The organism is Staphylococcus simiae, from assembly GCF_017357005.1.
Classification (GTDB): domain Bacteria; phylum Bacillota; class Bacilli; order Staphylococcales; family Staphylococcaceae; genus Staphylococcus; species Staphylococcus simiae_A.
In genome coordinates this window covers 2600093-2621864 of record NZ_CP071589.1, presented here as the reverse complement: position 1 = coordinate 2621864, position 21772 = coordinate 2600093, and the positions used below count along the sequence as shown (strand labels likewise).

The following is a 21772-nucleotide window of genomic DNA, read 5'->3' as shown; positions in this document are numbered from 1 at the left end:
AAATTAACTCCATCTTTCTATAATTTTTAGGTTATACACAAAAACAACAAACGTGGATAACTTTTAATAACATCATGTTGACAATTATCCACAAGTTAATAACAATCGGTGGATAACTATATTTATTTTTAAAAGTATTCACAGTGTTTTTATGTAAAAATCAATAAATAAATCCTTGTACAATCATGAGTTGGATGACTTATCCACACAATTATACTTTTTCACTTCTCTATATGTCAAATACCTGTGAATATGTTGCTTTAAATGGGATAACTCTGTGAGTATATTAATATTATCCACACATTAGATAAACAAGTCTGTGTATAAGTGGATAACTTTCTTTAGATATTTTAAAGTGTGTTAAAACAGCTCGGGAAATAATTTATAAAGATTGTATAAGTTATGTATAGAAGGAAAATGATAAAAAAGGCTAGGATCGATTTTGATAGACTTTGCAGTTAATTTAATGGCAATACACTAAAGATGAATAAAAAAATATAAAGCATTTTAAAATGAACTTGCGTTATAAAACGTATTTTGTTATATTGTAGTAGTTGCTTGAATTATGACTAGATAATAAATGAGCTAAATCGAGAATTTTAATCTAAGAAACGCAAAATCTTATCTATGTAAAGTGATCAGAGGCTACATCATCTGGTGTATTAGATAATTGTATAAAGATGGAGGTGTTTTGCATGGTAAAACGTACTTATCAACCAAATAAACGTAAACATAGTAAAGTTCATGGTTTCAGAAAACGCATGAGCACTAAAAATGGCCGTAAAGTTTTAGCGCGCCGTCGTCGTAAAGGCCGTAAAGTTTTATCTGCATAAGATCACTGACTCATCAGTGGTCTTTTTTTTCGCTTAAAAAAGAATAATTTATATAAAAGATTAGCTCGAGATACTATATAAATGAAATTTGTAAAATGATAATGATATAAGTGAGTGATAGTTATGGAAAAACAATATCGAATAAAGAAGAACTCAGACTTTCAACGAATTTATAAAAGTGGTAATTCTGTAGCTAATAGACAATTTGTAATTTATACCTATAATAATAAAGATATTGAACATTTTAGGTTAGGTATAAGTGTTTCGAAAAAATTAGGAAATGCCGTGCTTAGAAATAAAATTAAAAGAGCAATCAGAGAAAACTTTAAGATACATAAACAAGACATCATTGCTAAAGATATCATTGTGATAGCAAGACAACCGGCTAAAGATATGACAACGTTACAAATACAAAGTAGTTTAGAGCATGTTTTAAAAATTGCTAAAGTATTTAACAAAAAGATTAGTAAATAGGGTAGGGGAGACAGTTAATTAAGACTGTCGTTAGTATTACATCAGACAAACGTAAGACTAACTCAGAAATGTTTGCTACCCAAAAAATCAAGATATTAGCAATTTATAAGTAAACAAATTACAATATTATAATGATATTTTACGTCTTTAAAGGAGGCGAGATTTGGTATGGAATTTGATACAATAACAAGTATTTCAACACCTATGGGTGAAGGTGCAATTGGCATTGTTCGTTTATCTGGTCCACAGGCTGTGACTATTGCAGATAAATTATATAAAGGTAAGGTACCATTAGAAGAGGTGCCATCACATACAATTAATTATGGACATATTATTGATCCTGATACTAATGAAACGGTTGAAGAAGTGATGGTTTCTGTTTTAAGGGCACCTAAAACATTTACTAGAGAAGATATTATAGAAATTAATTGTCATGGTGGAATTTTGACGATTAATCGTGTATTAGAGTTAACAATGACTCATGGTGCAAGAATGGCTGAGCCAGGTGAATTTACTAAACGTGCCTTTTTAAATGGTCGAATCGATTTGTCTCAAGCTGAAGCTGTTATGGATTTTATACGTTCCAAAACAGACCGCGCATCTAAAGTAGCTATGAATCAAATTGAAGGACGTTTAAGTGATTTAATCAAAGCGCAACGTCAATCTATATTACAAATACTCGCTCAAGTAGAAGTGAATATTGATTATCCAGAATACGATGATGTTGAAGATGCGACAACTGAATTTTTATTAGAACAGTCCAAAGCAATTAAAGAACAAATTAATCGCTTATTAGATACAGGTGCTCAAGGTAAGATTATGCGAGAAGGGCTATCTACTGTAATCGTTGGTAAACCTAATGTTGGTAAATCTTCTATGTTAAATAATTTAATTCAAGATAATAAAGCTATTGTAACTGAAGTTGCGGGTACGACGAGAGATGTCTTAGAAGAATACGTTAATGTTAGAGGTGTGCCGTTAAGGTTGGTTGATACTGCTGGTATTCGAGATACAGAAGATATTGTTGAAAAAATTGGTGTAGAACGCTCTAGAAAAGCATTAAGCCAAGCTGATTTAATTCTTTTTGTGTTAAACAATAATGAAGCATTAACTGCAGAAGATCGTACTTTATACGAAGTGATTAAGAATGAAGATGCCATTGTTATTGTTAATAAGACTGATTTAGAACAGCATATTAATATTGATGAAGTTAAAGAAATGATTGGTGATACACCATTAATTCAGACATCAATGCTAAAGCAAGAAGGAATTGATGAATTAGAACTTCAAATTAGAGATTTATTCTTTGGTGGAGATGTTCAAAATCAAGATATGACTTATGTATCTAATTCAAGACATATTTCATTATTAAAGCAAGCGAGACAAACAATTCAGGATGCGATAGATGCTGCAGAAGCAGGAATCCCTATGGATATGGTTCAAATAGATCTTACAAGAACATGGGAAATTTTAGGAGAAATTATAGGTGAAACAGCTAGCGATGAGTTGATAGACCAATTATTTAGCCAATTCTGCCTAGGAAAATAGATGAAGTAAGACGGATAGCAGTCTAAAATGAAGATAATAATCAAGGAGGCTTAAATTGTGACACAAGAATATGATGTAGTTGTAATAGGGGCAGGTCATGCTGGTGTAGAAGCTGGCTTAGCTTCAGCAAGACGTGGAGCAAAAACGTTAATGTTAACAATTAATTTAGATAATATTGCGTTTATGCCATGTAATCCATCTGTTGGTGGACCAGCTAAAGGTATTGTAGTACGTGAAATTGATGCATTAGGCGGGCAAATGGCTAAGACAATTGATAAAACACACATTCAAATGCGTATGTTAAATACAGGTAAAGGACCAGCAGTACGTGCTTTACGTGCTCAAGCAGATAAAGTACTGTATCAGCAAGAAATGAAACGTGTATTAGAAGATGAAGAAAACTTACATATCATGCAAGGTATGGTAGATGAATTAATTATTGAAGATAATGAAGTGAAAGGTGTTCGTACAAATATTGGTACGGAATATCGTGCTAAAGCCGTCATTATAACAACAGGTACTTTTTTACGCGGTGAAATCATTTTAGGAAACTTGAAATATTCTAGTGGTCCCAATCATCAATTACCGTCAATTACATTATCTGACAACTTAAGAGAACTTGGCTTTGATATCGTTCGCTTTAAAACTGGTACACCTCCACGTGTTAATGCTAAGACGATTGATTATTCTAAAACAGAAATCCAACCAGGCGATGATGTTGGTCGTGCATTTAGTTTTGAAACGACAGAATATATTTTAGATCAATTACCATGTTGGTTAACTTATACAAATGGTGATACACATAAAGTTATTGATGACAATTTACATTTATCAGCTATGTATTCAGGAATGATTAAAGGAACAGGCCCAAGATATTGTCCTTCCATAGAAGATAAATTTGTTCGTTTTAATGATAAACCTAGACATCAATTATTCTTAGAACCAGAAGGTCGTAGTACGAACGAAGTGTATGTGCAAGGTCTGTCAACAAGTTTACCTGAACATGTACAACGTCAAATGTTAGAAACGATACCTGGTCTTGAGAAAGCAGATATGATGAGAGCTGGCTATGCTATTGAATATGATGCAATCGTTCCGACGCAGTTATGGCCAACGTTAGAAACTAAAGCTATTAAAAATCTATATACTGCTGGTCAAATTAATGGTACATCCGGTTATGAAGAAGCAGCTGGACAAGGTATTATGGCTGGAATTAATGCAGCTGGTAAAGTATTAGGAACTGGCGAGAAAATTTTAAGTCGTTCTGATGCATATATTGGTGTGTTAATTGATGATTTAGTAACAAAAGGTACTAATGAACCATATCGCTTATTAACATCTCGTGCAGAATATCGTTTATTATTACGTCATGATAATGCAGACTTAAGATTAACAGACATTGGTTATGAATTAGGTATGATTTCTGAAGAAAGATATGCAAAATTTAATGACAAACGTCGTCAAATAGATGCTGAAATACAACGTTTATCAGAGATTCGTATCAAACCAAATGAACATACACAGTCCATTATTGAACAACATGGTGGCTCACGTTTGAAAGATGGTATTTTAGCAATAGATTTATTACGTAGACCAGAAATGACATATGATATCATTTTAAAAATTCTTGAAGAAGAACATCAATTATCAGCTGACGTAGAAGAACAAGTAGAAATTCAAACCAAATATGAAGGTTACATTAATAAATCTTTACAACAAGTTGAAAAAGTTAAGCGTATGGAAGAAAAGAAAATTCCAGAGGACTTGGATTATAGCAAAGTCGATAGCTTAGCAACAGAAGCACGTGAAAAATTAGCAGAAGTAAAACCATTAAATATAGCACAAGCATCAAGAATTTCAGGTGTTAATCCAGCTGATATCTCAATATTACTTGTTTACTTAGAACAAGGTAAACTTCAAAGGGTGACTGACCAATGACAGTAGAATGGCTAGCTGAAAAGTTAAAAAATCATGGTATTGAATTAACAGCAACTCAAAAAGAGCAATTTCAAACTTACTATACGTTACTTGTTGAATGGAATGACAAAATGAACTTAACTAGTATTACAGACGAACATGATGTGTACTTGAAGCATTTTTATGATTCAATCACACCAAGTTTTTACTATGATTTCAATCGAGACATAACAGTTTGTGATATTGGTGCTGGCGCAGGATTTCCTAGCATTCCATTAAAAATCATTTTCCCTCAGCTTAAAGTAACTATTGTAGATTCATTAAATAAGCGTATTCAATTTTTAAATTATTTAGCAGCTGAATTGGGTCTGCAAAATGTTAGTTTTATACATGATCGAGCTGAAACTTTTGGTAAGGGAGTCTACAGGGAGTCTTATGATGTTGTGACTGCCAGAGCTGTTGCTCGTTTATCAGTGTTAAGCGAATTATGTATACCACTTGTCAAAAAGGGTGGGCAATTTATTGCTTTAAAATCATCAAAAGGTGAAGAAGAACTCGAAGAAGCTCAGTTTGCAATTAATGTTTTAGGTGGAAATGTAGAGGAAACGTATACCTTTGAATTGCCAGAGGATGCTGGAGAAAGACAAATGTTTGTTATTAATAAACAAAGACAAACACCTAAAAAGTATCCAAGAAAACCAGGTACGCCAAATAAAACTCCTTTACTTGAAAAATAACACATAATCCTTTACAACTAATTTAAAAGGAGCGAATGGATAATGAAAAAACCTTTTTCAAAATTATTTGGTTTAAAAAACAAAGATGACATCATTGGACAAATAGAAGAAGATCGCAGCAGCAATGTTGAATCCATTCAAATTGAGCGTATCGTTCCCAATCGTTATCAACCAAGACAAGTATTTGAACCGAATAAAATAAAAGAACTTGCTGAATCTATACATGAACATGGATTGTTACAACCCATAGTTGTAAGGCCAATAGAAGAGGGTATGTATGAAATTATTGCTGGAGAACGTCGTTTTAGAGCAATGCAATCATTAAACTTACCTCAAGCTGATGTTATTATTCGTGATATGGATGATGAAGAAACAGCTGTAGTTGCTTTAATCGAAAATATTCAAAGAGAAAACTTATCAGTAGTTGAAGAAGCGGAAGCTTATAAAAAATTATTAGAAATTGGGGATACTACACAAAGCGAGTTAGCTAAAAGTTTAGGCAAAAGCCAAAGTTTTATCGCTAATAAATTACGTTTACTAAAATTGGCACCTAATGTCTTATTACGATTACGTGAAGGTAAAATAACAGAACGACATGCCAGAGCTGTTCTTTCTTTACCTGAAGAAGAACAAGAAACATTAATTGAACAAGTGATTGCTCAAAAGTTAAATGTTAAACAAACTGAAGATAGAGTCCGTCAAAAAACAGGACCTGAGAAAGTTAAAGCTCAAAACTTACAATTTGCACAAGATGTTACTCAAGCAAGAGACGAAGTTGGAAAAAGTATAGAAGCTATTCAACAATCAGGTTTACATGTTGAACATAAAGATAAAGATCACGAAGATTACTATGAAATTAAAATACGTATTTATAAACGCTAATAATAAAGTGATATGGAAGATTAACATGCTTCTATATCACTTTTTTTAGGTAGCAAGTGCATATTGCGCATTGATATATTGTTGGCTAAGCAGATGATTAACATCTTTGGGCTTAAGATTTAAATGTTAACTCATTGATAATTAAATATCCGCGTTACTGCTGCAGTTAACTAGTTATAGTAAAAATTCTCTTAGACTAACAGTGTTACTTCAATTATTTCAATCAATCACTGTTAAATGACTAGTTGAAAGGCGTCATTAACCTAATAATTGATTCTTCAATCATACTTTTTTAAGTATGTTGTTTTACGTGAAACATGTAGCAGCATAGAAAGAGTTAGATAATGATTCATTTCTAATCGTATGAGTATCTTTACATAACCCAAAATAAGTTTTACACTATTATTAAACGAAACGTTTCGTTTAGTAATTAAATAAAGAAGGTCAGATTAATATGTTTTCAATTTCAAGTGCAATACTTCATTTTATTATTGGTGGTTTTGCAGTTGCATTAGCATCAATTATGGCAGACAAGGTTGGAGGTAAATTAGGCGGTATTATTGCAACGATGCCTGCAGTCTTCTTAGCTGCTGTCATTGCATTAGCTATTGATCATAGAGGGTCAGAGCTCATAAATATGTCGATGAGCCTAAGTATTGGTGCCATAGTTGGCATCATATCATGTATTGTCACAGTATTTTTAACTTCCATTTATATTAAACATAAGGGTTATAAGCGTGGAACAGTATTTACTTTAGTGTGTTGGTTCATTGTTTCTATCGTTATATTTACTGTACGCCATTTATAACTTAAACATCATAGCTTCATAGATGACAAAAATATGAAACATATAAATAATTGGAGGATTTATAAAATGAAATTAGTGGCAATTAAATTTTTAGTGGGTGGATTTGCAGTATTATTAAGTTACATTGTATCCGTAGTACTACCATGGAAAGAATTTGGTGGTATATTCGCAACATTTCCTGCAGTATTTTTAGTTTCTATGTTTATTACTGGTATGCAATATGGAGATAAAATAGCAATGCATGTGAGTCGCGGTGCGGTATTTGGTATGACTGGTGTACTAATCAGTATTTTGATAACATGGTTAATGTTAAATGTAACCCACATGTGGTTAATAAGTATCGTTGTTGGATTTATATCATGGTTTGTAAGTGCAGTGATTATATTTGAAATTGTTGAGTTTATTACACATAAAAGGGCTGAGAAGAATGGCTGGAAGACCGAAAGATCCAACAGTAAATCATAAAATATATTTAGAAATAGACAGATTATTAAATACGAAGCCATTATCAGCAATGACCATTGATGAAATAGCTGACAATACGGGTGTTTCTAAGGCGACAATATATCGACGATGGTCAGATAAATACGCTATTATTATGAGCATGTTTGTGGATCAACTTGAGTTAATTGATCCAAAACATGACTATGTATTTGATGATTTGTATAGCTTTATTATTAAAGTAATGTCAATTTATAAAACACATTTGGGAAGAGCAGTACTAGAAATATTAATTAGCGAACGACAGACTGATGCTAAGACGCTTTTCTTACAACAATACTTTGAAATTAATAGACAAAAAATCAAAGAAATTATAAGTCCATATGTGATAGTTGAAGAACAAGACATGTTTATAGATTTAATATTCTCACCAATTTACTTTAATATTTTGATTAAACCTCACGTACTCGATGAACAATATATTCGTAAAATTTTAACGAAAGTTATGACAGCATTTGATATGATTTAAAAAGGCTATACGACTGCAGTAACGTTTATATACTGAGTCATATAGCCTTTTATATTACTTTGTTATGATAGAAACGTCTTTGTCTAATGATTAGAGACAGATATTTAAACGCTGTCCTACTCCCACTTCGACATAACAACTAGTGCTTGTGATTAATATTGAAAAACTTAATAGCATTACCGCTAAGTATGCCATCAATATCAGCTTGATCTAGACGACTATTTTTAATGTAGTCAACGCTGCGTTTATATTTTTCATCTTGGAAATAAGGGAAGTCTGACCCCATCATAAATTTATCTGCACCAAATGTTTCTACAGAATTGATTAATGATGGTTCGTGGAAATTTGCTGTATCATAAACAAATTGCTTGTTTAAAATTTCCCATGGATCACTGTCAAAGGCATTCCAATCTTCATAATTATCCTCAATACGAGTCATAAAGAATGGTAAAGCACCTCCAAGATGTGAAATATGGAATTTAATATTTGGATATTGCTGAGGAATATTATTTTTTAAAAGGTGCAAAGTGATAAATGTTGATTCTAAAGGCGCACCAATTACCCATTCTAAAGTATAATCATTAACAAGTGGGCTTTGTGCACCACAGCCAGTTGGATGTATATATAATGTGCCGTGTAAGTCATTGATAGCTTCAAAGAATGGTTCGAATTGTTTATCAGCGATAGATACTTTATCTTTAACGATAGTTGGAATAGCAATGCCTACAAATTCTTCTTGTTGTAATAATGTCTTAGCCTCTTCAATAGCTTGATCTACATATGGTAAAGATACAGCACCGTATGCTAAGAAGCGGTCTGGATATTGTTGTACTAAAGAACGATATAAATCATTAATCTCATTAGCACACTGATGTGCTTCCTCTTTCGTACCCCATTGTGGTGATTGCGGTGTAGCTGAAAGAATTTGCATATCAACGCCACTATCATCCATATCTTTAAAACGTTTGTTTAAATCTTCTTTAGACCCAGACTGGTTAATTCCTTTAGCGACTTCAGTCCCTTTACTTCCCAATTTACCTAGCTTATCTAGATAGTCTTCGTTCCATAAATGTGCATGTGTATCGATTATTTTAGCCATTATTAAATTACACTCCTTCGATTAAAAAAGTTATGTAATATTTAATTACCCAAAATATTAAAATTACAATCACATCGAAATAAATCTTTATTAGATTCAAATTTGTTTGTAATTAGAAGTGGGTGTAGGATGTCTAGAGGGTGTCTTAAAGGAATTAATAAACTACACGATAAAGTATAGGTGCTAAGACCTATTGAATAGTACACTCATAACATCTTACTTTCTTTCATAAATGAAAAAGACAGCAATCATCGAGTCGTTATGATAGATACAATAAACTATCATTAAATCAAACGACTTAATCATTACTGTCTATATATTCAAAGTGGCTACAATAATTAGTTAGCCATACCTTGCATACCTTGTGACATAGAAGAACCTGTCATTCCTGTAATAATTAATAAAATTAAAGCAACAATGGCTAAAATGATAGATGTGCGTTTAGATAAACGACTCGTTGCAAAGTATACAATACCTGTTAACAATGCTTTCAATATCACTTCTAGATTGATAGTTGATAACAATACATTGCCTTTACTGAAAATATTTAAGCTATCAATTCTAGTGTCAAGTGGATTAATACCTGCAATTAAAGTAATCAAATTAACAATTAAACCATAAATAGCAATAATGATGGAGTATGAAAACGCCGCAGAGAATAAACTTAGTGCACCAACATCAGATTTTAGAATTTTTGACATTATTAAGAAAATAACAAAGACAACAATGGCACTAAGAACAGTACCAAAGGCACCACCAACAATCGTCGACATCATATATATTGATTGTTGTTGATCACTAGAAACGCCTTCTATTTTTGTAATGCTATCCATAGGAATATTTTTATATGCCACAAAACCAGAAATAATACCAATAATGAATAGCGAGATTAGTTTAATTAACCATTTTGGTTGCGTACGTAATTTGTAAAAATGTTCGACAAAAGGTAATTTTGACTCTTCCATGTTTTAAGCATCTCCTTCTCATAAGTTATCGTAAGCATAACATTATAATTAAATTAATAAAACACCTTATTGTTATTTTTATTGATGATTTCAATTATTTAATTTAAATAAACTACTTTTAATTATAAAGTTTTACATTAAATATGATAAATATAATTTATATGTTATCATTCAAGTATAAAAATTTTGATAAGGAGTCACTATACATATGAAGAAAAAAACAATCATTTGGACGATCATAGCTATAGTTATTGTTGTATTACTACTAGCTATCGCTTTTATTATTAAACAAGTGAATCACTCGGGTGATAAAAGCAGTAATGGGTATGATACATATACAGTAAAAGAAGAAACACCTATTAGTATTGAAGGTAAAGCATCACCTCAATCTGTTAAAATATATAATAATAATAGTCAAATTGGGACTTTTTTAAGTGCTGCTGTTGAAGACGGTCAAAAAGTGAAGCAAGGAACTCAACTCATTAGTTACAATACGAATGCAAGTAAAAGAACAGATCTTGCTAATAAAGTTGATCAAGCACAACAACAAGTCAATAAAGATTACGAAGAGATTAATAAAAGTCCTAATAACCAACAATTTCAAACAAAGTTAACACAAGATCAAAGTGCTTTGAATGATGCACAACAACAATTATCTCAACATGACAGACAACTTAATGACAGTATGTATGCTGCATTCGACGGTACAATTAATATTCAAAATGAGTCAAATGTTGGCGATGGTCAACCTATTTTGCAATTAATTTCTAATCAACCTGAAATTAAAACAACGGTTTCTGAATTTGATATAGATAAGATTAAGGTTGGAGATAAAGTCAATGTTGCGATTAATAGTAACGGTAAAAAAGGTGAAGGTAAAATTATTAAAATTAACCAATTACCAACAAGCTTTGAAGATAGTGCTAGCAGTGGCGCAAGTGCAAGTGGTGCTGCCAGCAGTGCAGGCGGAGAACAAGGTGATGAAGGACAAGCATCAGCAGCACAGGCCTCTAATCCAACGGTTAATGTTCCTTCAGGTGGTAAAGCAGGAGAACCATCTAAATATACTGTAGTTATCGGTGATCTTGATATTCCAGTTAGACCAGGACTATCTTTAGATGCCAAAATACCATTAAAAACAATGAAATTACCTAACGATGTCTTAACAAAAGATAATCAAGTTTTTGTTGTTGATAAAAACAATAAAGTTCATAAAAGAGAAATTAAAATTGATAGAAATAACGGACAAATTATTGTTAAAAAAGGTCTAAAATCAGGCGACAAAGTACTTAAAAATCCCAAAGGAAATCTAAATGATGGAGAAAAAGTTGAGGTGTCATCATGATTGAACTAAAAGACGTCAATCGATACTTCAAAAATGGTAATGAAACGAACCACATTTTAAAAGATATTAATATCAACGTAGCTGAAGGCGAGTTTATAGCTATTATGGGACCTTCAGGTTCAGGTAAGAGTACTTTAATTAATATTTTAGGTTTCATTGATCGTGGGTATGAGGGTGACTATCTTTTTGACGGTAATAATTACAAAGAAAGCTCTGATAATAAACTTGCTGAAATAAGAAATAAAACAGTGGGCTTTGTCTTTCAAAATTTTAAACTGATCCAAAATAATACGATTTTAGAAAATGTTAGCATACCGCTTATTTACAATGGTATGAGTGGTAAAGAACGAAAACAAAAAGTATTAGACAGACTGCATGATGTCGGTCTTAAAGATAAGGAGAATGTCTTACCTAATAAATTGTCTGGTGGACAACAACAACGTGTCGCTATTGCACGTGCCATTGTCAATGAACCTAAATTTATTATTGCTGATGAGCCCACAGGTGCGTTAGATTCTAAAACGTCAAAGGATATTATGGAACTCTTTGTTAAATTGAATAAAGAAAAAGGTACAACAATGATTATGGTGACGCATGATCCTAAAGTAGCAGCGCGCGCGGATCGTATCATTCATATTCTGGATGGTCGCGTTCAAAGGGAAGAGGTGCTGACACATGAGTAATTTTTCTAATGTCATTGCTGTGGCATTTCGTTCAATTTTAAAAAATAAAAGACGTAACATCTTTACAATGATTGGTATTATTATAGGTATTGCAGCTGTTATTACTATTATGTCATTAGGTAATGGTTTTAAGAAAACGACGAGTGAACAATTTAATGATGCAGGTGCTGGTAAGAATCAGGCAACCATCAATTTTAATACTGAAAATTTAAAACCACCTAAAAACAATCCTTTCAATAAGGAGGATATTAGTATTGCTGAACAAGTTAAAGGTGTAAAAAGCGCTAATATAAAAGAAAACAAGGATAGTTCATATGCTACGAAAACAACAAATGTTCATGGTAGTGGTGATGTCAATGTTCAAAAAAAATCACAAGTGACTGCTGTTGATAAAGGACATGGTTTTTCAAAAGATGACAATGAATTACAACAGAAAGTCGCAGTTATTGATAGCAAACTCGCTAAAAGAGTGTTCAATAATGATGCTATCAACAAAACCATTTATATTAATGGAGAAGGATTTAAAGTTGTAGGTGTTGGTGATGCTAGTGGTACTGATGAAACTGGTATGCCTTTAAAAACGGTAGCACAAGTACCATCAAAGACATTTGATGTTTATATGAGTGATTTATCTCAGGGAACACCACAACTTAAAGTGACCGTTGCAGATGGCTACAATAAAAAAGATGTAGCAAAAAAAGTTCAAAAAGAGTTGAATAAGAAAGCATCGGGTATTTCTGAAGGTAAGTATGAGTTTCTTGATAATGAAGAAATGATGAAATCTATTGGCAAAGTATTGGATACAATTACATACTTTGTAGCAGCAGTTGCTGGTATATCATTATTTATTGCCGGTATAGGTGTGATGAATGTGATGTATATTTCTGTTGCCGAACGAACAGAAGAAATTGCTATTCGACGTGCTTTTGGTGCCAAAGGTCGAGATATCGAAATTCAATTTTTAGTGGAGAGCGTCGTGCTATGTATTATTGGAGGTATTATAGGCTTAATTCTAGGAATCATTATTGCGTGGTTAGTAGATCTTGCTACGCCTGACATGGTTAAGAGTGCTGTCAGTCTATCTTCAGTACTTCTAGCAGTAGGTGTATCTACGTTAATTGGTGTCATCTTTGGTTGGATTCCAGCACGTTCAGCATCGAAAAAAGAATTAATAGATATTATTAAATAGGTGATATGAAGCGGATAGTAAGGTTAGAAGGTGTACGCTGTCTTTCTATCCTTAATGTCCGTCGTATCATATCTTGCGACAAACAAGGTTGACCTAAATTGATAAAATTCGATTCAAAATTTATACATCAACCGAATTTGACAATGACTCAGATTTGGTTGACTTAAAAATTAATATAATAAAAAAAGCCAGCTCATTTGAGCTGGCTTTTATCATATATAGGATTAAACAGTTTGTACGTTAACTGCTTGGTCTCCACGTTGACCTTCAGTAATTTCGAAAGTCACTTTTTGACCTTCTTCTAAAGTTTTGTAGCCATCGCTAGCAATACCAGTGAAATGTACGAATACGTCTCCGCCTTCTTCTCTTTCGATGAAACCAAAACCTTTTTCTGCGTTAAACCATTTTACTGTACCGTTATTCATATAGAATTACCTCCGTGTGCTTTTGCACTTAATATTTTGTAACAAATTCATAACTTAAAAAGAGGATATTCTAAACAAATACACTACAATTAAATTCACGAGCTTTTATTACGTAAGTCCAACTATACACGTCATTGACGATAATGTACAGCTATTTGTGAAAAATAATTTTTTTGTAATGCTTCAAAAATGACAATAGGCTGTCGTAGCGCCTTTAAACAGTGAAAAATAATTTTTAAATTTATTCATCTATATGTTACTAAACCATAAATAATTTAAAAAATGAGGTGGGAGAAATATAAATTGTCTCAAAATTTATAATCTCATCCCACCTCGGCAAAGCTAACACGAATGATAAACGTTACTTTACTAACATTTTGCAACCCATGTCAGTGACTGCCACATGTATAAAATTAAAAGATAGAATATTAGTTGCCTAGCTTAAGATAGTTAAAAAGTTATTGATCTTTTTCTTCGCGACGTTTTAAATAATAAGCGCCACCTAATAGTCCAGCAGGTACACCAATAATAGGTGTTGTAAAGCTACTTAATAAAATAACAAAAATAGCTAGCATTAAAATGTTAAACCAATTGATTGTTAAGTTTTTTAAATCATCATATGATTGTGCAATGAATTCTTTAATTTTCATCATAAAATCTCTCCTTTAAATCTCTTTATAGTTGTTCAAATGTGAAAGTAATCATTGAATCTTTGTGCTGTAAATGACTAACAAATAGCATATTCATAACCAGCGCTATAACATCATCCTACGCGCTTAATTACTCTATTTGAATGTAAAAATGCAATGATGGCAAATAACATATAAACGACTGTATAACTAATTATAACAATAATCACAGACGCAAATGAAATTTGTCCCATTAATTTCATAAAAGCAATAGCTGCAAAAATAGAATGTAGTAGCGCAATGATTAGTGGCAGACCAAAGTTAAAGGTAACTTTTAATAGTAGACCAACGAACATGTCTGAGTGACTAAAACCAAGACGCTGTAGTATCTTGAAATTATCTAATTCATCTTCTGTTTCATCTATTTGCTTAATATAAATGATACAACCTGCTGCAATTAAGAATGCCAATCCTAAAAAGGAAGTAACAAAAATTAACATACCATTCGTTGCTGCTATCTGCTGTTTAAATTTTTGTGCAGAATTAATCCCAGTTATTTGTTGAGCGAGTTGTGATGCTTTTGACATCTGAGATGCATGAACGATATTAAAGCCATAAAAAGTATTCACCTTATCTTGATTGTTAAGTTGCGCCTTTAAATGTTGATAATGATGAGGACTAATTTCAATGACTGGTGAATTCATTGTCACATTGATAGGGTAAACTTTGGTGTTATCTTTGTGTATGGCCTTTACAGTTAGATTATGCTGTCCTTTAAGTGTTAAAGACGCATTAGTGTTGATGCGCATCACATTTGGTAATGCTTTGATATTGGTAACAACAGCTTGATTACCGTGGACTTGTTTATTAGAACTTACAATACTACTAGTACGACCAGCATCACTACCATTTTCAAGTGTCACTACATTATCTTTAACATTATCAATTGTTAGTGTTTCAGTGTAATGCTTGTGATAAGCAATATGCGCTTTGTTCAAACGTTGCTCAAGTTGTTGCGCTTGCTGTCTAGATGATGTATTAAAATCATTAGGTGCATAAGATGCCATCGTTTGTTTAGCATTTGCCTGTGATAAAGTAGCAAAGCATAGCACACTCATCGTTACCGCTGAAATTGTTGCTATAATCGTCAGTGACATCGCATTTTTCTTCATACGATACATCATAGATGATGTGAAAACGACATCGGTAATATTGATTCGTCCTTTTTTAAAATTTTTAAGCGTCTTAAAAATGAGCGACACAGAACTTCTAAAAAATAAATACGTTCCAACTACAGTTAAGAACAAAATAATAAATGGTGATGTCATGGATAATGTGAGTGCTTTGAAGGTACCAAACATTTCAACTGCCATATAATAACCCAATATAAGCATTACGACACCTATAACACCTGAAAGAGCTTCTAAGATACCTACTTTAGGATTTACCGCATCTCTATTCATCTGATCCTTTAACAGTGTTAAAATAGTACGTCTTTTTAAAAATAAAGCACTTTGTATCATAATTAATAGGTAAGCAATGATAAGCATGACAAACGTAAGTAGTAGGGCCATAGGTTCGAAATGAATAGTTAAATGTGTTGTTATCTTCATCACTTTAGTGACAATCGTTAATAAGAGCTTTGAAAAGGCAAGGCCGCTTACGACACCGATAATGCCTGTTACAATGAAAAACACAATTTGTTCGAGGCTCAACATTTTCAATAGATGATGACGAGTCAATCCAGTCAGTTGAAACAAGGCAAATTCTTGTGTACGTCGTTTGATAAATAAATAGTTTGCGTACATTAAAAAGATAATAATGATCATAAATAAAAATACGGAACCAACTAATGAACCCTTTCTAATAATTGTAATCGCATTATCATTATTAATATCATGGGTGAACTGTAAAGTTGAAAAACTAAAGTACAAGACAATACTAAAAAACACTGAAAATAAATATAAAGCATAGTGTTTTAAATTACGCACTAAGTTTTTCAATACAAGTTGATTAAACGTCATTGACCACACCACCTAGGGTAGTTTGTAATTGAACGATATCTTCATAAAACGTTTGTTTCGTACGTTCGTCTTGGTGTAATTCTGAATGTATTTGTCCATCTTTTAACATAATGACACGGTGAGCATAACTTGCAGCTACTGGATCATGAGTTACCATAATAATGGTTGTATTAAAATGTTGATTCATATCTTCTAATCTCAGTAATAAATCGGATGCACTTTTGGAATCTAGTGCTCCAGTTGGTTCATCAGCAAAGATAAGTTTAGGTTGGTGAACAAAAGCACGTGCTGCTGCAGTACGTTGTTGTTGACCACCAGACAATTCGCTAGGATATTTATTTCCCAGGTCATTAATACCTAATGCTGTAGTGACCTTATGGTAATTGTCTTCCATTTTACTTGCAGATAATTTATGAATAGACAAAGGTAACATAATATTTTCTTTTACTGTTAACGTTGGCAAGACACTATAGTCTTGAAAGATAAAGCCTAAAGATTCTTTGCGAAATTTAGCTAGTGCTTTTTGATTAAGCTTAGATAAATTTTCACTGTTAATAATGACCTCTCCTTTGGAAATATTATCAATAGAGCTTAAGACATTTAATAATGTAGTCTTTCCTGACCCAGATGGTCCCATGATTGCTACAAATTCCCCCGCTTCAATTGAAAAATTAATATCTTTCAAGGCATCAAATGGCTGTTTACCATTATATGTTTTGTAAAGATGCTGAACTGTTAATAATGCCATGATGTCACTCCTTTCTGTCCTTACTGTTATTGTAAAGTTATTAAAAATAAAGTACCTTTATCTAAACTTACAAAATAACGAGCGAATCTTACATAGTTGTAAGTTGGAGTAGTTAGGAGAAATTTTCTTGCTGGTTGTGACAGTTGTGTGACTTGAATGAGTAATAGAGAGAACGCTGTTATTACTTGGGAACACTGATATAACAACGCTTACAATGAATAATCTTAAATAAAGAGGATGTGACATTTTTAATTAATAAAATAAATATACTTTTAGAAAAATGTTTGTATAATATGTATTAAGGGAATTTAATAATTGTAAATTAAAATATAAGTAAAATAGAAAATGTTTATTTATGAAAGGAATGATAAGTATGGCAAAATCAAATAACAGTATTAAATGGTCCAGTTTAATTATGGGTGTCATTTTATTAATCGTTGCAGTCCTTATTTTTAGCTTTCCAGTTGAAAACTTTTATGCTATTACATGGTTGATAGGATTATTAGTGTTAATTAATGGGATCATTCAAATTGTTTATCGTCGTGCAGCGAAAGTGTTAGCAGGAGGTAGTCAAGGTCTGATAATCTTTATGGGTATTATTGATATTATCTTTGGACTATTAGTTATCTTTAATGTTGGTGCAAGTTCAGCATTCTTTATTTATATGTTTGCATTTTGGTTTATCTTTAGCTCTATTACAGCACTATTTACGTTTAACGGCAGCGGTAGCTTAAGAATAGTGTCTATTTTATTCAACATATTAGGCGTGCTATTCGGTATTATTTTATTATTTAATCCGTTAATGGGTATTGTATTTGTATCAACAATGATTGCAATTACATTTATTTTCGTAGGTGTGATTTATATTACAGATGCACTTGCTTAACATTGCGCTACAATCATAATGATAAGTTAGAACGTCGTACATTAAATGATAATAATATAATAAAAGGGTCGAGACATGAGTTGTTGTCTCGACCTTTTTCATTTAGTGATTAAATTATAAAATGGTTGTAATCAGATGCTGCAAAAATTGTGCTTTATTGTATCCTTGACGCTTAGTCATATATTGATAAAAATCACTAGAAAATGAGTTTAATAATACATTTAATTTAAAGTCGACATCAGTATAATCTGTTCCTTCAAACTGTTGATGTAATACTAACTTTAAGCGTTCGAAAAATGGAATGTTAATCATTGAGTTAGATTTTTGACCGGACTTTTCAATAAAAGAGAGGGTCTCTAAATTTTTGTCTTTTAAATTGACATAAATAGATAGTATGCCATAAAGCTTATCATATAAAGTGTCACTCTGATGGGCGTCTAAAAATTGCTCAATACTATCAAACATAGCTTCAACTTGTTCATCCATCATCGTCGTACATAGTGATGCCTTATTATTAAAATGTCGATAGAGTGTACCAACACCAACGCCAGCTTTGCGCGCAATGTCTGCCATATTCATCTCAGAGATATTGATACCTTGTTGTGATAGTTGGATAATTGTCTCTAGAATAATTAATTTATTGTGTTTAGCATCACTACGTATTTTTTTATTTTCATCAAGCATAAGCGGTCTCTCCTACGAATCTTTTTGTTCAATCCTATTAATTTTAACATTTAATCCAAAATGTTTTGCTAGGAATTGTTGATAATTATCTTTCGTAATATCAAATTTTTCCTTTTGATGTTGGCTTGTTAACGTTAGATAATCTTGAGACATCGTTGCTCTACCGTATTCTTTAGGCATGGTAATTAATAATCTTTTGACGAAAGTTGAATGCGGACTCGTTTGATTATATTCAATATTATAATCAAAATCATGAATCAATTTAGCTTCAAACTTAGCTTCATACTTGGTATTCCAACTATCATTTTCATATTTTTGAACGTAGTAAATTTGTTTAGCCTCACTATCAAAAATAGCTCTGAATGTACCAGTCACATCTTCAACTGGTTGTGGTTCATCGGGTAGAGTGATTGGAATCACTTGTAATGGTAGGTCACCAAAACCTACATCTGCGACATAATACATGTCATTAAGAGGTACTGCGAGTGATACATGTGAACCAGGTAAGCTTCTACCGCCACCAGGTGTATGTATCGTTGCTGACATCAATTCGGGTTTAAATCCTTTCTCTAATAAATAAGCTTTAAATAAGGTATTCATCTCGTAACAGAAGCCACCTCTATGATGATTGACTACTTTATTAAAAACATCCTCAACTGCAACAGAAATTCTCACTCCATTTTGAACATCAATATTTTCAAAAGGAACAGTCAACATATAACGCTGTGCATAATAATTTAATGCTTCTAAAGTAGGTTGGTTAAATTTTGAACGATCTATGTGTAAATAATTTTCTAATTGTTCAACATTCATAATTACTCTCTCCTTAGTATTTATATCATAGCTAAATAATAAACATAAAAAACATATTTGACAAACGGAACGCATTCCATTTATTATAAGTGATAGTTAATTCCGCTTTTAGAATAAGGAGGTGTTTTATAAAATGACAAATGACTTAACCAATCATCAGCAAGCATCTCAAAGAATGAATGTCATTGCGATTGTTGTGATTGGAGCATTTTTAGGTGTATTAAATCAAACCATTTTGGCTACAATATTGCCGAAAGTAATGGTGGACTTTGATGTAACTAGTAGCACAGCTCAGTGGTTAACAACTGTATTTATGTTAGTTAATGGTATTATGATTCCTATTTCAGCATTTTTAATAGAAAAATATACAATGAGAAAGTTATTCTTCGCTGCTGTTGGCTTCTTAATCTTTGGATCATTACTATGTCTATTAGGATTTAATTTTGAAATGGTCTTACTTGGTAGGGCAATACAAGCTATGGGAGCAGGTATTCTAATGCCATTAACACAAACAATTCTCTTTATACTATTTCCACCCGAAAAACGTGGTATGGCCATGGGAATGTTTGGTTTAGTGATTGGCTTTGCACCAGCTATCGGACCAACGCTAGCAGGATGGTTTGTAAATATATTTGATTGGAGACAGTTATTTACGATTGTGTTAATCATAGCTGTTATTGACTTTATTTATGGGTACATTGCATTAAGAAATATGACAACGCAAAGTTATCCTAAGTTAGATATGTTATCTGTTGTCTTATCAACAGTAGGTTTCGGTGCTCTATTATATGGTTTCAGTTCAGTAGGCAATTTAGGATGGTCACATCCTGCAATATACTTAACATTAATCGTGGCTATCATTTCAATTTGTACGTTTGTCTTAAGACAATTCAAGTTAGAGTCACCGTTGTTAGAATTTAGAGTATTTAAATATCAACAATTTTCTGTATCGATGGTCATTGTATCACTGATGTTTATGTTGTTTATTGGTAACTTGACAATTTTACCAATATTTATGCAAACAATGATGCATTGGACACCGTTAGAATCAGGACTCATCTTATTGCCTGGAGGACTTGTTATGGGTTTACTATCTCCTGTAACTGGTCAACTGTATGACAAAGTCGGTGGACGTTGGCTCAGTTTTATAGGTATGTTGACTATTACAGCTGGCGCATTATGTTTAGCACAAATCAGTAGTGATAGTAGTCGTCTATACGTTGTTATTGCCTTTTCAATTACGATGTTAGGTAACGCGATGATCATGACACCTATGACAACACAAGCATTGAACGCTTTACCGAGAACATTAATTGCTCATGGAACAGCTATGAATAATACAGTGAGACAGCTGTCAGCAGCAATCGGGACAGGACTATTAGTGACTTTAATGACGACATTAGGTGCAAAATCACATGTTGGAGGTATCCAAGGTGCCATCCAAGGCTTAGATTTAACATTTTATGTGACGGCAATCATCGCTTTAATAGGATCATTATTAGCGTTACTAATACAACCTAATAATAATTAAAAAGAATAATTGGAGGAATGAAAGATGTTATTAAGACACTTAGTGAATGGGTTTGTAGGATATAATATTATGCAAAGTAGTCTACCAAAAATTAAAAACGATGAAGGTATGGCTCAACAATTTAAAGAAGGATTTAATTTATCAAGAAATTCCATGAAATTAGCAGGTATATTTGAATTCGTTGGTTCAATATTCTTATTTGCCTCAGTGTTTGGGAAAGTAGGACAAAAATTAGCGGCGATTGGTGCAATTATGATTAATATCGTTATGGGAACAGCGATTTATCATCATTTTAAAGCTGGGCATGGTTTTAAAGGTGCTAAAGCAGCTTCTAAATTCTTTGGTATTAATGTGCTTAGCATTGTAGAAGTATTGTTAATTAATAATAGAAAATAATGTAATTGATTGCCGTGCATAAAAACAAGCAGTGAACAACTATCTTAGTTGATAGTCCCTTCACTGCTTGTTTTATGATCTAAGCTCATTGGCAGACATGAATGTGAAACTAAGGTAATCTAGGAGCAATGTATCAATGCCCGACACTTAGTTACTATTACATATTTGACCATATATCTAGATAAC

The 21772-nt window shown here is 32.3% G+C and carries 23 protein-coding genes; 15 read left to right on the top strand and 8 right to left on the bottom strand.

Features of this window, described 5'->3' with window-relative positions:
* Positions 1 to 695 precede the first annotated feature (695 nt).
* From rpmH to J3R86_RS12080, 9 genes are all read left to right on the top strand, one after another.
* Positions 696 to 833, top strand: a complete 138-nt coding sequence (gene rpmH / locus J3R86_RS12120; protein WP_000240855.1) for a 50S ribosomal protein L34 — start codon at positions 696 to 698, stop codon at positions 831 to 833.
* A 117-nt stretch (positions 834 to 950) separates the two neighbouring features.
* On the top strand, positions 951 to 1307 hold the full coding sequence (gene rnpA / locus J3R86_RS12115) for a ribonuclease P protein component (protein WP_162096497.1): 357 nt from the start codon (positions 951 to 953) through the stop codon (positions 1305 to 1307).
* Positions 1308 to 1475: 168 nt separating this feature from the next.
* Complete coding sequence (gene mnmE, locus J3R86_RS12110) at positions 1476 to 2855, top strand: tRNA uridine-5-carboxymethylaminomethyl(34) synthesis GTPase MnmE (RefSeq protein WP_207517520.1); 1380 nt, start codon at positions 1476 to 1478, stop codon at positions 2853 to 2855.
* A 57-nt stretch (positions 2856 to 2912) separates the two neighbouring features.
* A complete protein-coding gene (mnmG, locus tag J3R86_RS12105) occupies positions 2913 to 4793 on the top strand; it encodes a tRNA uridine-5-carboxymethylaminomethyl(34) synthesis enzyme MnmG (RefSeq protein ID WP_207517519.1) in 1881 nt (626 codons plus the stop codon).
* Entirely contained in the window at positions 4790 to 5509 is a 720-nt protein-coding gene (gene rsmG, locus J3R86_RS12100) for a 16S rRNA (guanine(527)-N(7))-methyltransferase RsmG (protein ID WP_207517518.1), read from the top strand. The genes mnmG and rsmG overlap by 4 nt, the downstream gene beginning before the upstream one ends.
* 42 nt (positions 5510 to 5551) lie before the next feature.
* Positions 5552 to 6391 (top strand): nucleoid occlusion protein, encoded by an 840-nt coding sequence (gene noc / locus J3R86_RS12095; RefSeq protein ID WP_207517517.1) that lies wholly within the window; start codon positions 5552 to 5554, stop codon positions 6389 to 6391.
* 454 nt (positions 6392 to 6845) lie between these two features.
* On the top strand, positions 6846 to 7199 hold the full coding sequence (locus tag J3R86_RS12090) for a DUF3147 family protein (protein WP_207517516.1): 354 nt from the start codon (positions 6846 to 6848) through the stop codon (positions 7197 to 7199).
* A 66-nt stretch (positions 7200 to 7265) separates the two neighbouring features.
* The gene (locus tag J3R86_RS12085; protein WP_207517515.1) at positions 7266 to 7664 is read left to right on the top strand and encodes a DUF3147 family protein; all 399 of its coding nucleotides are present in this window, start codon (positions 7266 to 7268) and stop codon (positions 7662 to 7664) included.
* Positions 7627 to 8169, top strand: coding sequence for a TetR/AcrR family transcriptional regulator (locus tag J3R86_RS12080; protein ID WP_207517514.1), 543 nt, complete (start codon positions 7627 to 7629; stop codon positions 8167 to 8169). The genes J3R86_RS12085 and J3R86_RS12080 overlap by 38 nt, the downstream gene beginning before the upstream one ends.
* 139 nt (positions 8170 to 8308) lie before the next feature.
* Here J3R86_RS12080 and J3R86_RS12075 read toward each other — a convergent pair whose 3' ends face one another.
* Complete coding sequence (locus J3R86_RS12075; protein ID WP_207517513.1) at positions 8309 to 9268, bottom strand: amidohydrolase family protein; 960 nt, start codon at positions 9266 to 9268, stop codon at positions 8309 to 8311.
* 338 nt (positions 9269 to 9606) lie between these two features.
* Positions 9607 to 10233 (bottom strand): YIP1 family protein, encoded by a 627-nt coding sequence (locus J3R86_RS12070; RefSeq protein ID WP_207517512.1) that lies wholly within the window; start codon positions 10231 to 10233, stop codon positions 9607 to 9609.
* A gap of 208 nt (positions 10234 to 10441) precedes the next feature.
* On the opposite strand from J3R86_RS12070, the gene J3R86_RS12065 reads away from it, so the two are divergent.
* Genes J3R86_RS12065 through J3R86_RS12055 form a run of 3 tightly spaced genes read left to right on the top strand, consistent with a single transcriptional unit; the run spans position 10442 to position 13450 of the window.
* Positions 10442 to 11578: an efflux RND transporter periplasmic adaptor subunit gene (locus J3R86_RS12065; protein WP_207517511.1), complete on the top strand. Its 1137-nt coding sequence runs from the start codon at positions 10442 to 10444 to the stop codon at positions 11576 to 11578.
* On the top strand, positions 11575 to 12261 hold the full coding sequence (locus J3R86_RS12060; protein ID WP_207517510.1) for an ABC transporter ATP-binding protein: 687 nt from the start codon (positions 11575 to 11577) through the stop codon (positions 12259 to 12261). Before J3R86_RS12065 ends, J3R86_RS12060 begins: the two co-directional genes overlap by 4 nt.
* Positions 12254 to 13450: an ABC transporter permease gene (locus J3R86_RS12055; RefSeq protein WP_207517509.1), complete on the top strand. Its 1197-nt coding sequence runs from the start codon at positions 12254 to 12256 to the stop codon at positions 13448 to 13450. The genes J3R86_RS12060 and J3R86_RS12055 overlap by 8 nt, the downstream gene beginning before the upstream one ends.
* Positions 13451 to 13674: 224 nt before the next feature.
* On the opposite strand, the gene J3R86_RS12050 is transcribed toward J3R86_RS12055, so the two are convergent.
* The 4 genes from J3R86_RS12050 to J3R86_RS12035 form a co-directional block, all read right to left on the bottom strand.
* Positions 13675 to 13875 (bottom strand): cold-shock protein, encoded by a 201-nt coding sequence (locus J3R86_RS12050; RefSeq protein ID WP_002463850.1) that lies wholly within the window; start codon positions 13873 to 13875, stop codon positions 13675 to 13677.
* Between the two features lie 458 nt (positions 13876 to 14333).
* A complete protein-coding gene (locus J3R86_RS12045) occupies positions 14334 to 14525 on the bottom strand; it encodes a VraH family peptide resistance protein (RefSeq protein WP_207518563.1) in 192 nt (63 codons plus the stop codon).
* A gap of 113 nt (positions 14526 to 14638) precedes the next feature.
* Entirely contained in the window at positions 14639 to 16528 is a 1890-nt protein-coding gene (locus tag J3R86_RS12040; protein WP_207517508.1) for an ABC transporter permease, read from the bottom strand.
* Positions 16518 to 17276: an ABC transporter ATP-binding protein gene (locus J3R86_RS12035; RefSeq protein ID WP_207517507.1), complete on the bottom strand. Its 759-nt coding sequence runs from the start codon at positions 17274 to 17276 to the stop codon at positions 16518 to 16520. The genes J3R86_RS12040 and J3R86_RS12035 overlap by 11 nt, the downstream gene beginning before the upstream one ends.
* Positions 17277 to 17649: 373 nt before the next feature.
* Here J3R86_RS12035 and J3R86_RS12030 point away from each other — a divergent pair, with 373 nt between their 5' ends.
* Positions 17650 to 18162, top strand: a complete 513-nt coding sequence (locus J3R86_RS12030; protein ID WP_207517506.1) for an HdeD family acid-resistance protein — start codon at positions 17650 to 17652, stop codon at positions 18160 to 18162.
* A gap of 114 nt (positions 18163 to 18276) precedes the next feature.
* Here the strand turns inward: J3R86_RS12030 and J3R86_RS12025 are convergent, their stop codons facing one another.
* A complete protein-coding gene (locus J3R86_RS12025; RefSeq protein WP_207517505.1) occupies positions 18277 to 18846 on the bottom strand; it encodes a TetR/AcrR family transcriptional regulator in 570 nt (189 codons plus the stop codon).
* Between the two features lie 12 nt (positions 18847 to 18858).
* A complete protein-coding gene (locus tag J3R86_RS12020; protein ID WP_207517504.1) occupies positions 18859 to 19659 on the bottom strand; it encodes an arylamine N-acetyltransferase in 801 nt (266 codons plus the stop codon).
* A gap of 133 nt (positions 19660 to 19792) precedes the next feature.
* On the opposite strand from J3R86_RS12020, the gene J3R86_RS12015 reads away from it, so the two are divergent.
* Complete coding sequence (locus J3R86_RS12015; RefSeq protein WP_207517503.1) at positions 19793 to 21190, top strand: DHA2 family efflux MFS transporter permease subunit; 1398 nt, start codon at positions 19793 to 19795, stop codon at positions 21188 to 21190.
* 24 nt (positions 21191 to 21214) lie between these two features.
* Entirely contained in the window at positions 21215 to 21586 is a 372-nt protein-coding gene (locus J3R86_RS12010; RefSeq protein WP_207517502.1) for a DoxX family protein, read from the top strand.
* Positions 21587 to 21772 lie beyond the last annotated feature (186 nt).

Bases quoted from the DNA above. Each gene is read 5' to 3' on its own strand.
- rpmH (WP_000240855.1), top strand. From the start codon at position 696: ATGGTAAAACGTACTTATCAACCAAATAAACGTAAACATAGTAAAGTT.
- mnmE (WP_207517520.1), top strand. From the start codon at position 1,476: ATGGAATTTGATACAATAACAAGTATTTCAACACCTATGGGTGAAGGT.
- rsmG (WP_207517518.1), top strand. From the start codon at position 4,790: ATGACAGTAGAATGGCTAGCTGAAAAGTTAAAAAATCATGGTATTGAA.
- noc (WP_207517517.1), top strand. From the start codon at position 5,552: ATGAAAAAACCTTTTTCAAAATTATTTGGTTTAAAAAACAAAGATGAC.
- J3R86_RS12090 (WP_207517516.1), top strand. From the start codon at position 6,846: ATGTTTTCAATTTCAAGTGCAATACTTCATTTTATTATTGGTGGTTTT.
- J3R86_RS12085 (WP_207517515.1), top strand. From the start codon at position 7,266: ATGAAATTAGTGGCAATTAAATTTTTAGTGGGTGGATTTGCAGTATTA.
- J3R86_RS12080 (WP_207517514.1), top strand. From the start codon at position 7,627: ATGGCTGGAAGACCGAAAGATCCAACAGTAAATCATAAAATATATTTA.
- J3R86_RS12075 (WP_207517513.1), bottom strand. From the start codon at position 9,268: ATGGCTAAAATAATCGATACACATGCACATTTATGGAACGAAGACTAT.
- J3R86_RS12070 (WP_207517512.1), bottom strand. From the start codon at position 10,233: ATGGAAGAGTCAAAATTACCTTTTGTCGAACATTTTTACAAATTACGT.
- J3R86_RS12065 (WP_207517511.1), top strand. From the start codon at position 10,442: ATGAAGAAAAAAACAATCATTTGGACGATCATAGCTATAGTTATTGTT.
- J3R86_RS12060 (WP_207517510.1), top strand. From the start codon at position 11,575: ATGATTGAACTAAAAGACGTCAATCGATACTTCAAAAATGGTAATGAA.
- J3R86_RS12055 (WP_207517509.1), top strand. From the start codon at position 12,254: ATGAGTAATTTTTCTAATGTCATTGCTGTGGCATTTCGTTCAATTTTA.
- J3R86_RS12050 (WP_002463850.1), bottom strand. From the start codon at position 13,875: ATGAATAACGGTACAGTAAAATGGTTTAACGCAGAAAAAGGTTTTGGT.
- J3R86_RS12045 (WP_207518563.1), bottom strand. From the start codon at position 14,525: ATGAAAATTAAAGAATTCATTGCACAATCATATGATGATTTAAAAAAC.
- J3R86_RS12040 (WP_207517508.1), bottom strand. From the start codon at position 16,528: ATGACGTTTAATCAACTTGTATTGAAAAACTTAGTGCGTAATTTAAAA.
- J3R86_RS12035 (WP_207517507.1), bottom strand. From the start codon at position 17,276: ATGGCATTATTAACAGTTCAGCATCTTTACAAAACATATAATGGTAAA.
- J3R86_RS12030 (WP_207517506.1), top strand. From the start codon at position 17,650: ATGGCAAAATCAAATAACAGTATTAAATGGTCCAGTTTAATTATGGGT.
- J3R86_RS12025 (WP_207517505.1), bottom strand. From the start codon at position 18,846: ATGCTTGATGAAAATAAAAAAATACGTAGTGATGCTAAACACAATAAA.
- J3R86_RS12020 (WP_207517504.1), bottom strand. From the start codon at position 19,659: ATGAATGTTGAACAATTAGAAAATTATTTACACATAGATCGTTCAAAA.
- J3R86_RS12015 (WP_207517503.1), top strand. From the start codon at position 19,793: ATGACAAATGACTTAACCAATCATCAGCAAGCATCTCAAAGAATGAAT.
- J3R86_RS12010 (WP_207517502.1), top strand. From the start codon at position 21,215: ATGTTATTAAGACACTTAGTGAATGGGTTTGTAGGATATAATATTATG.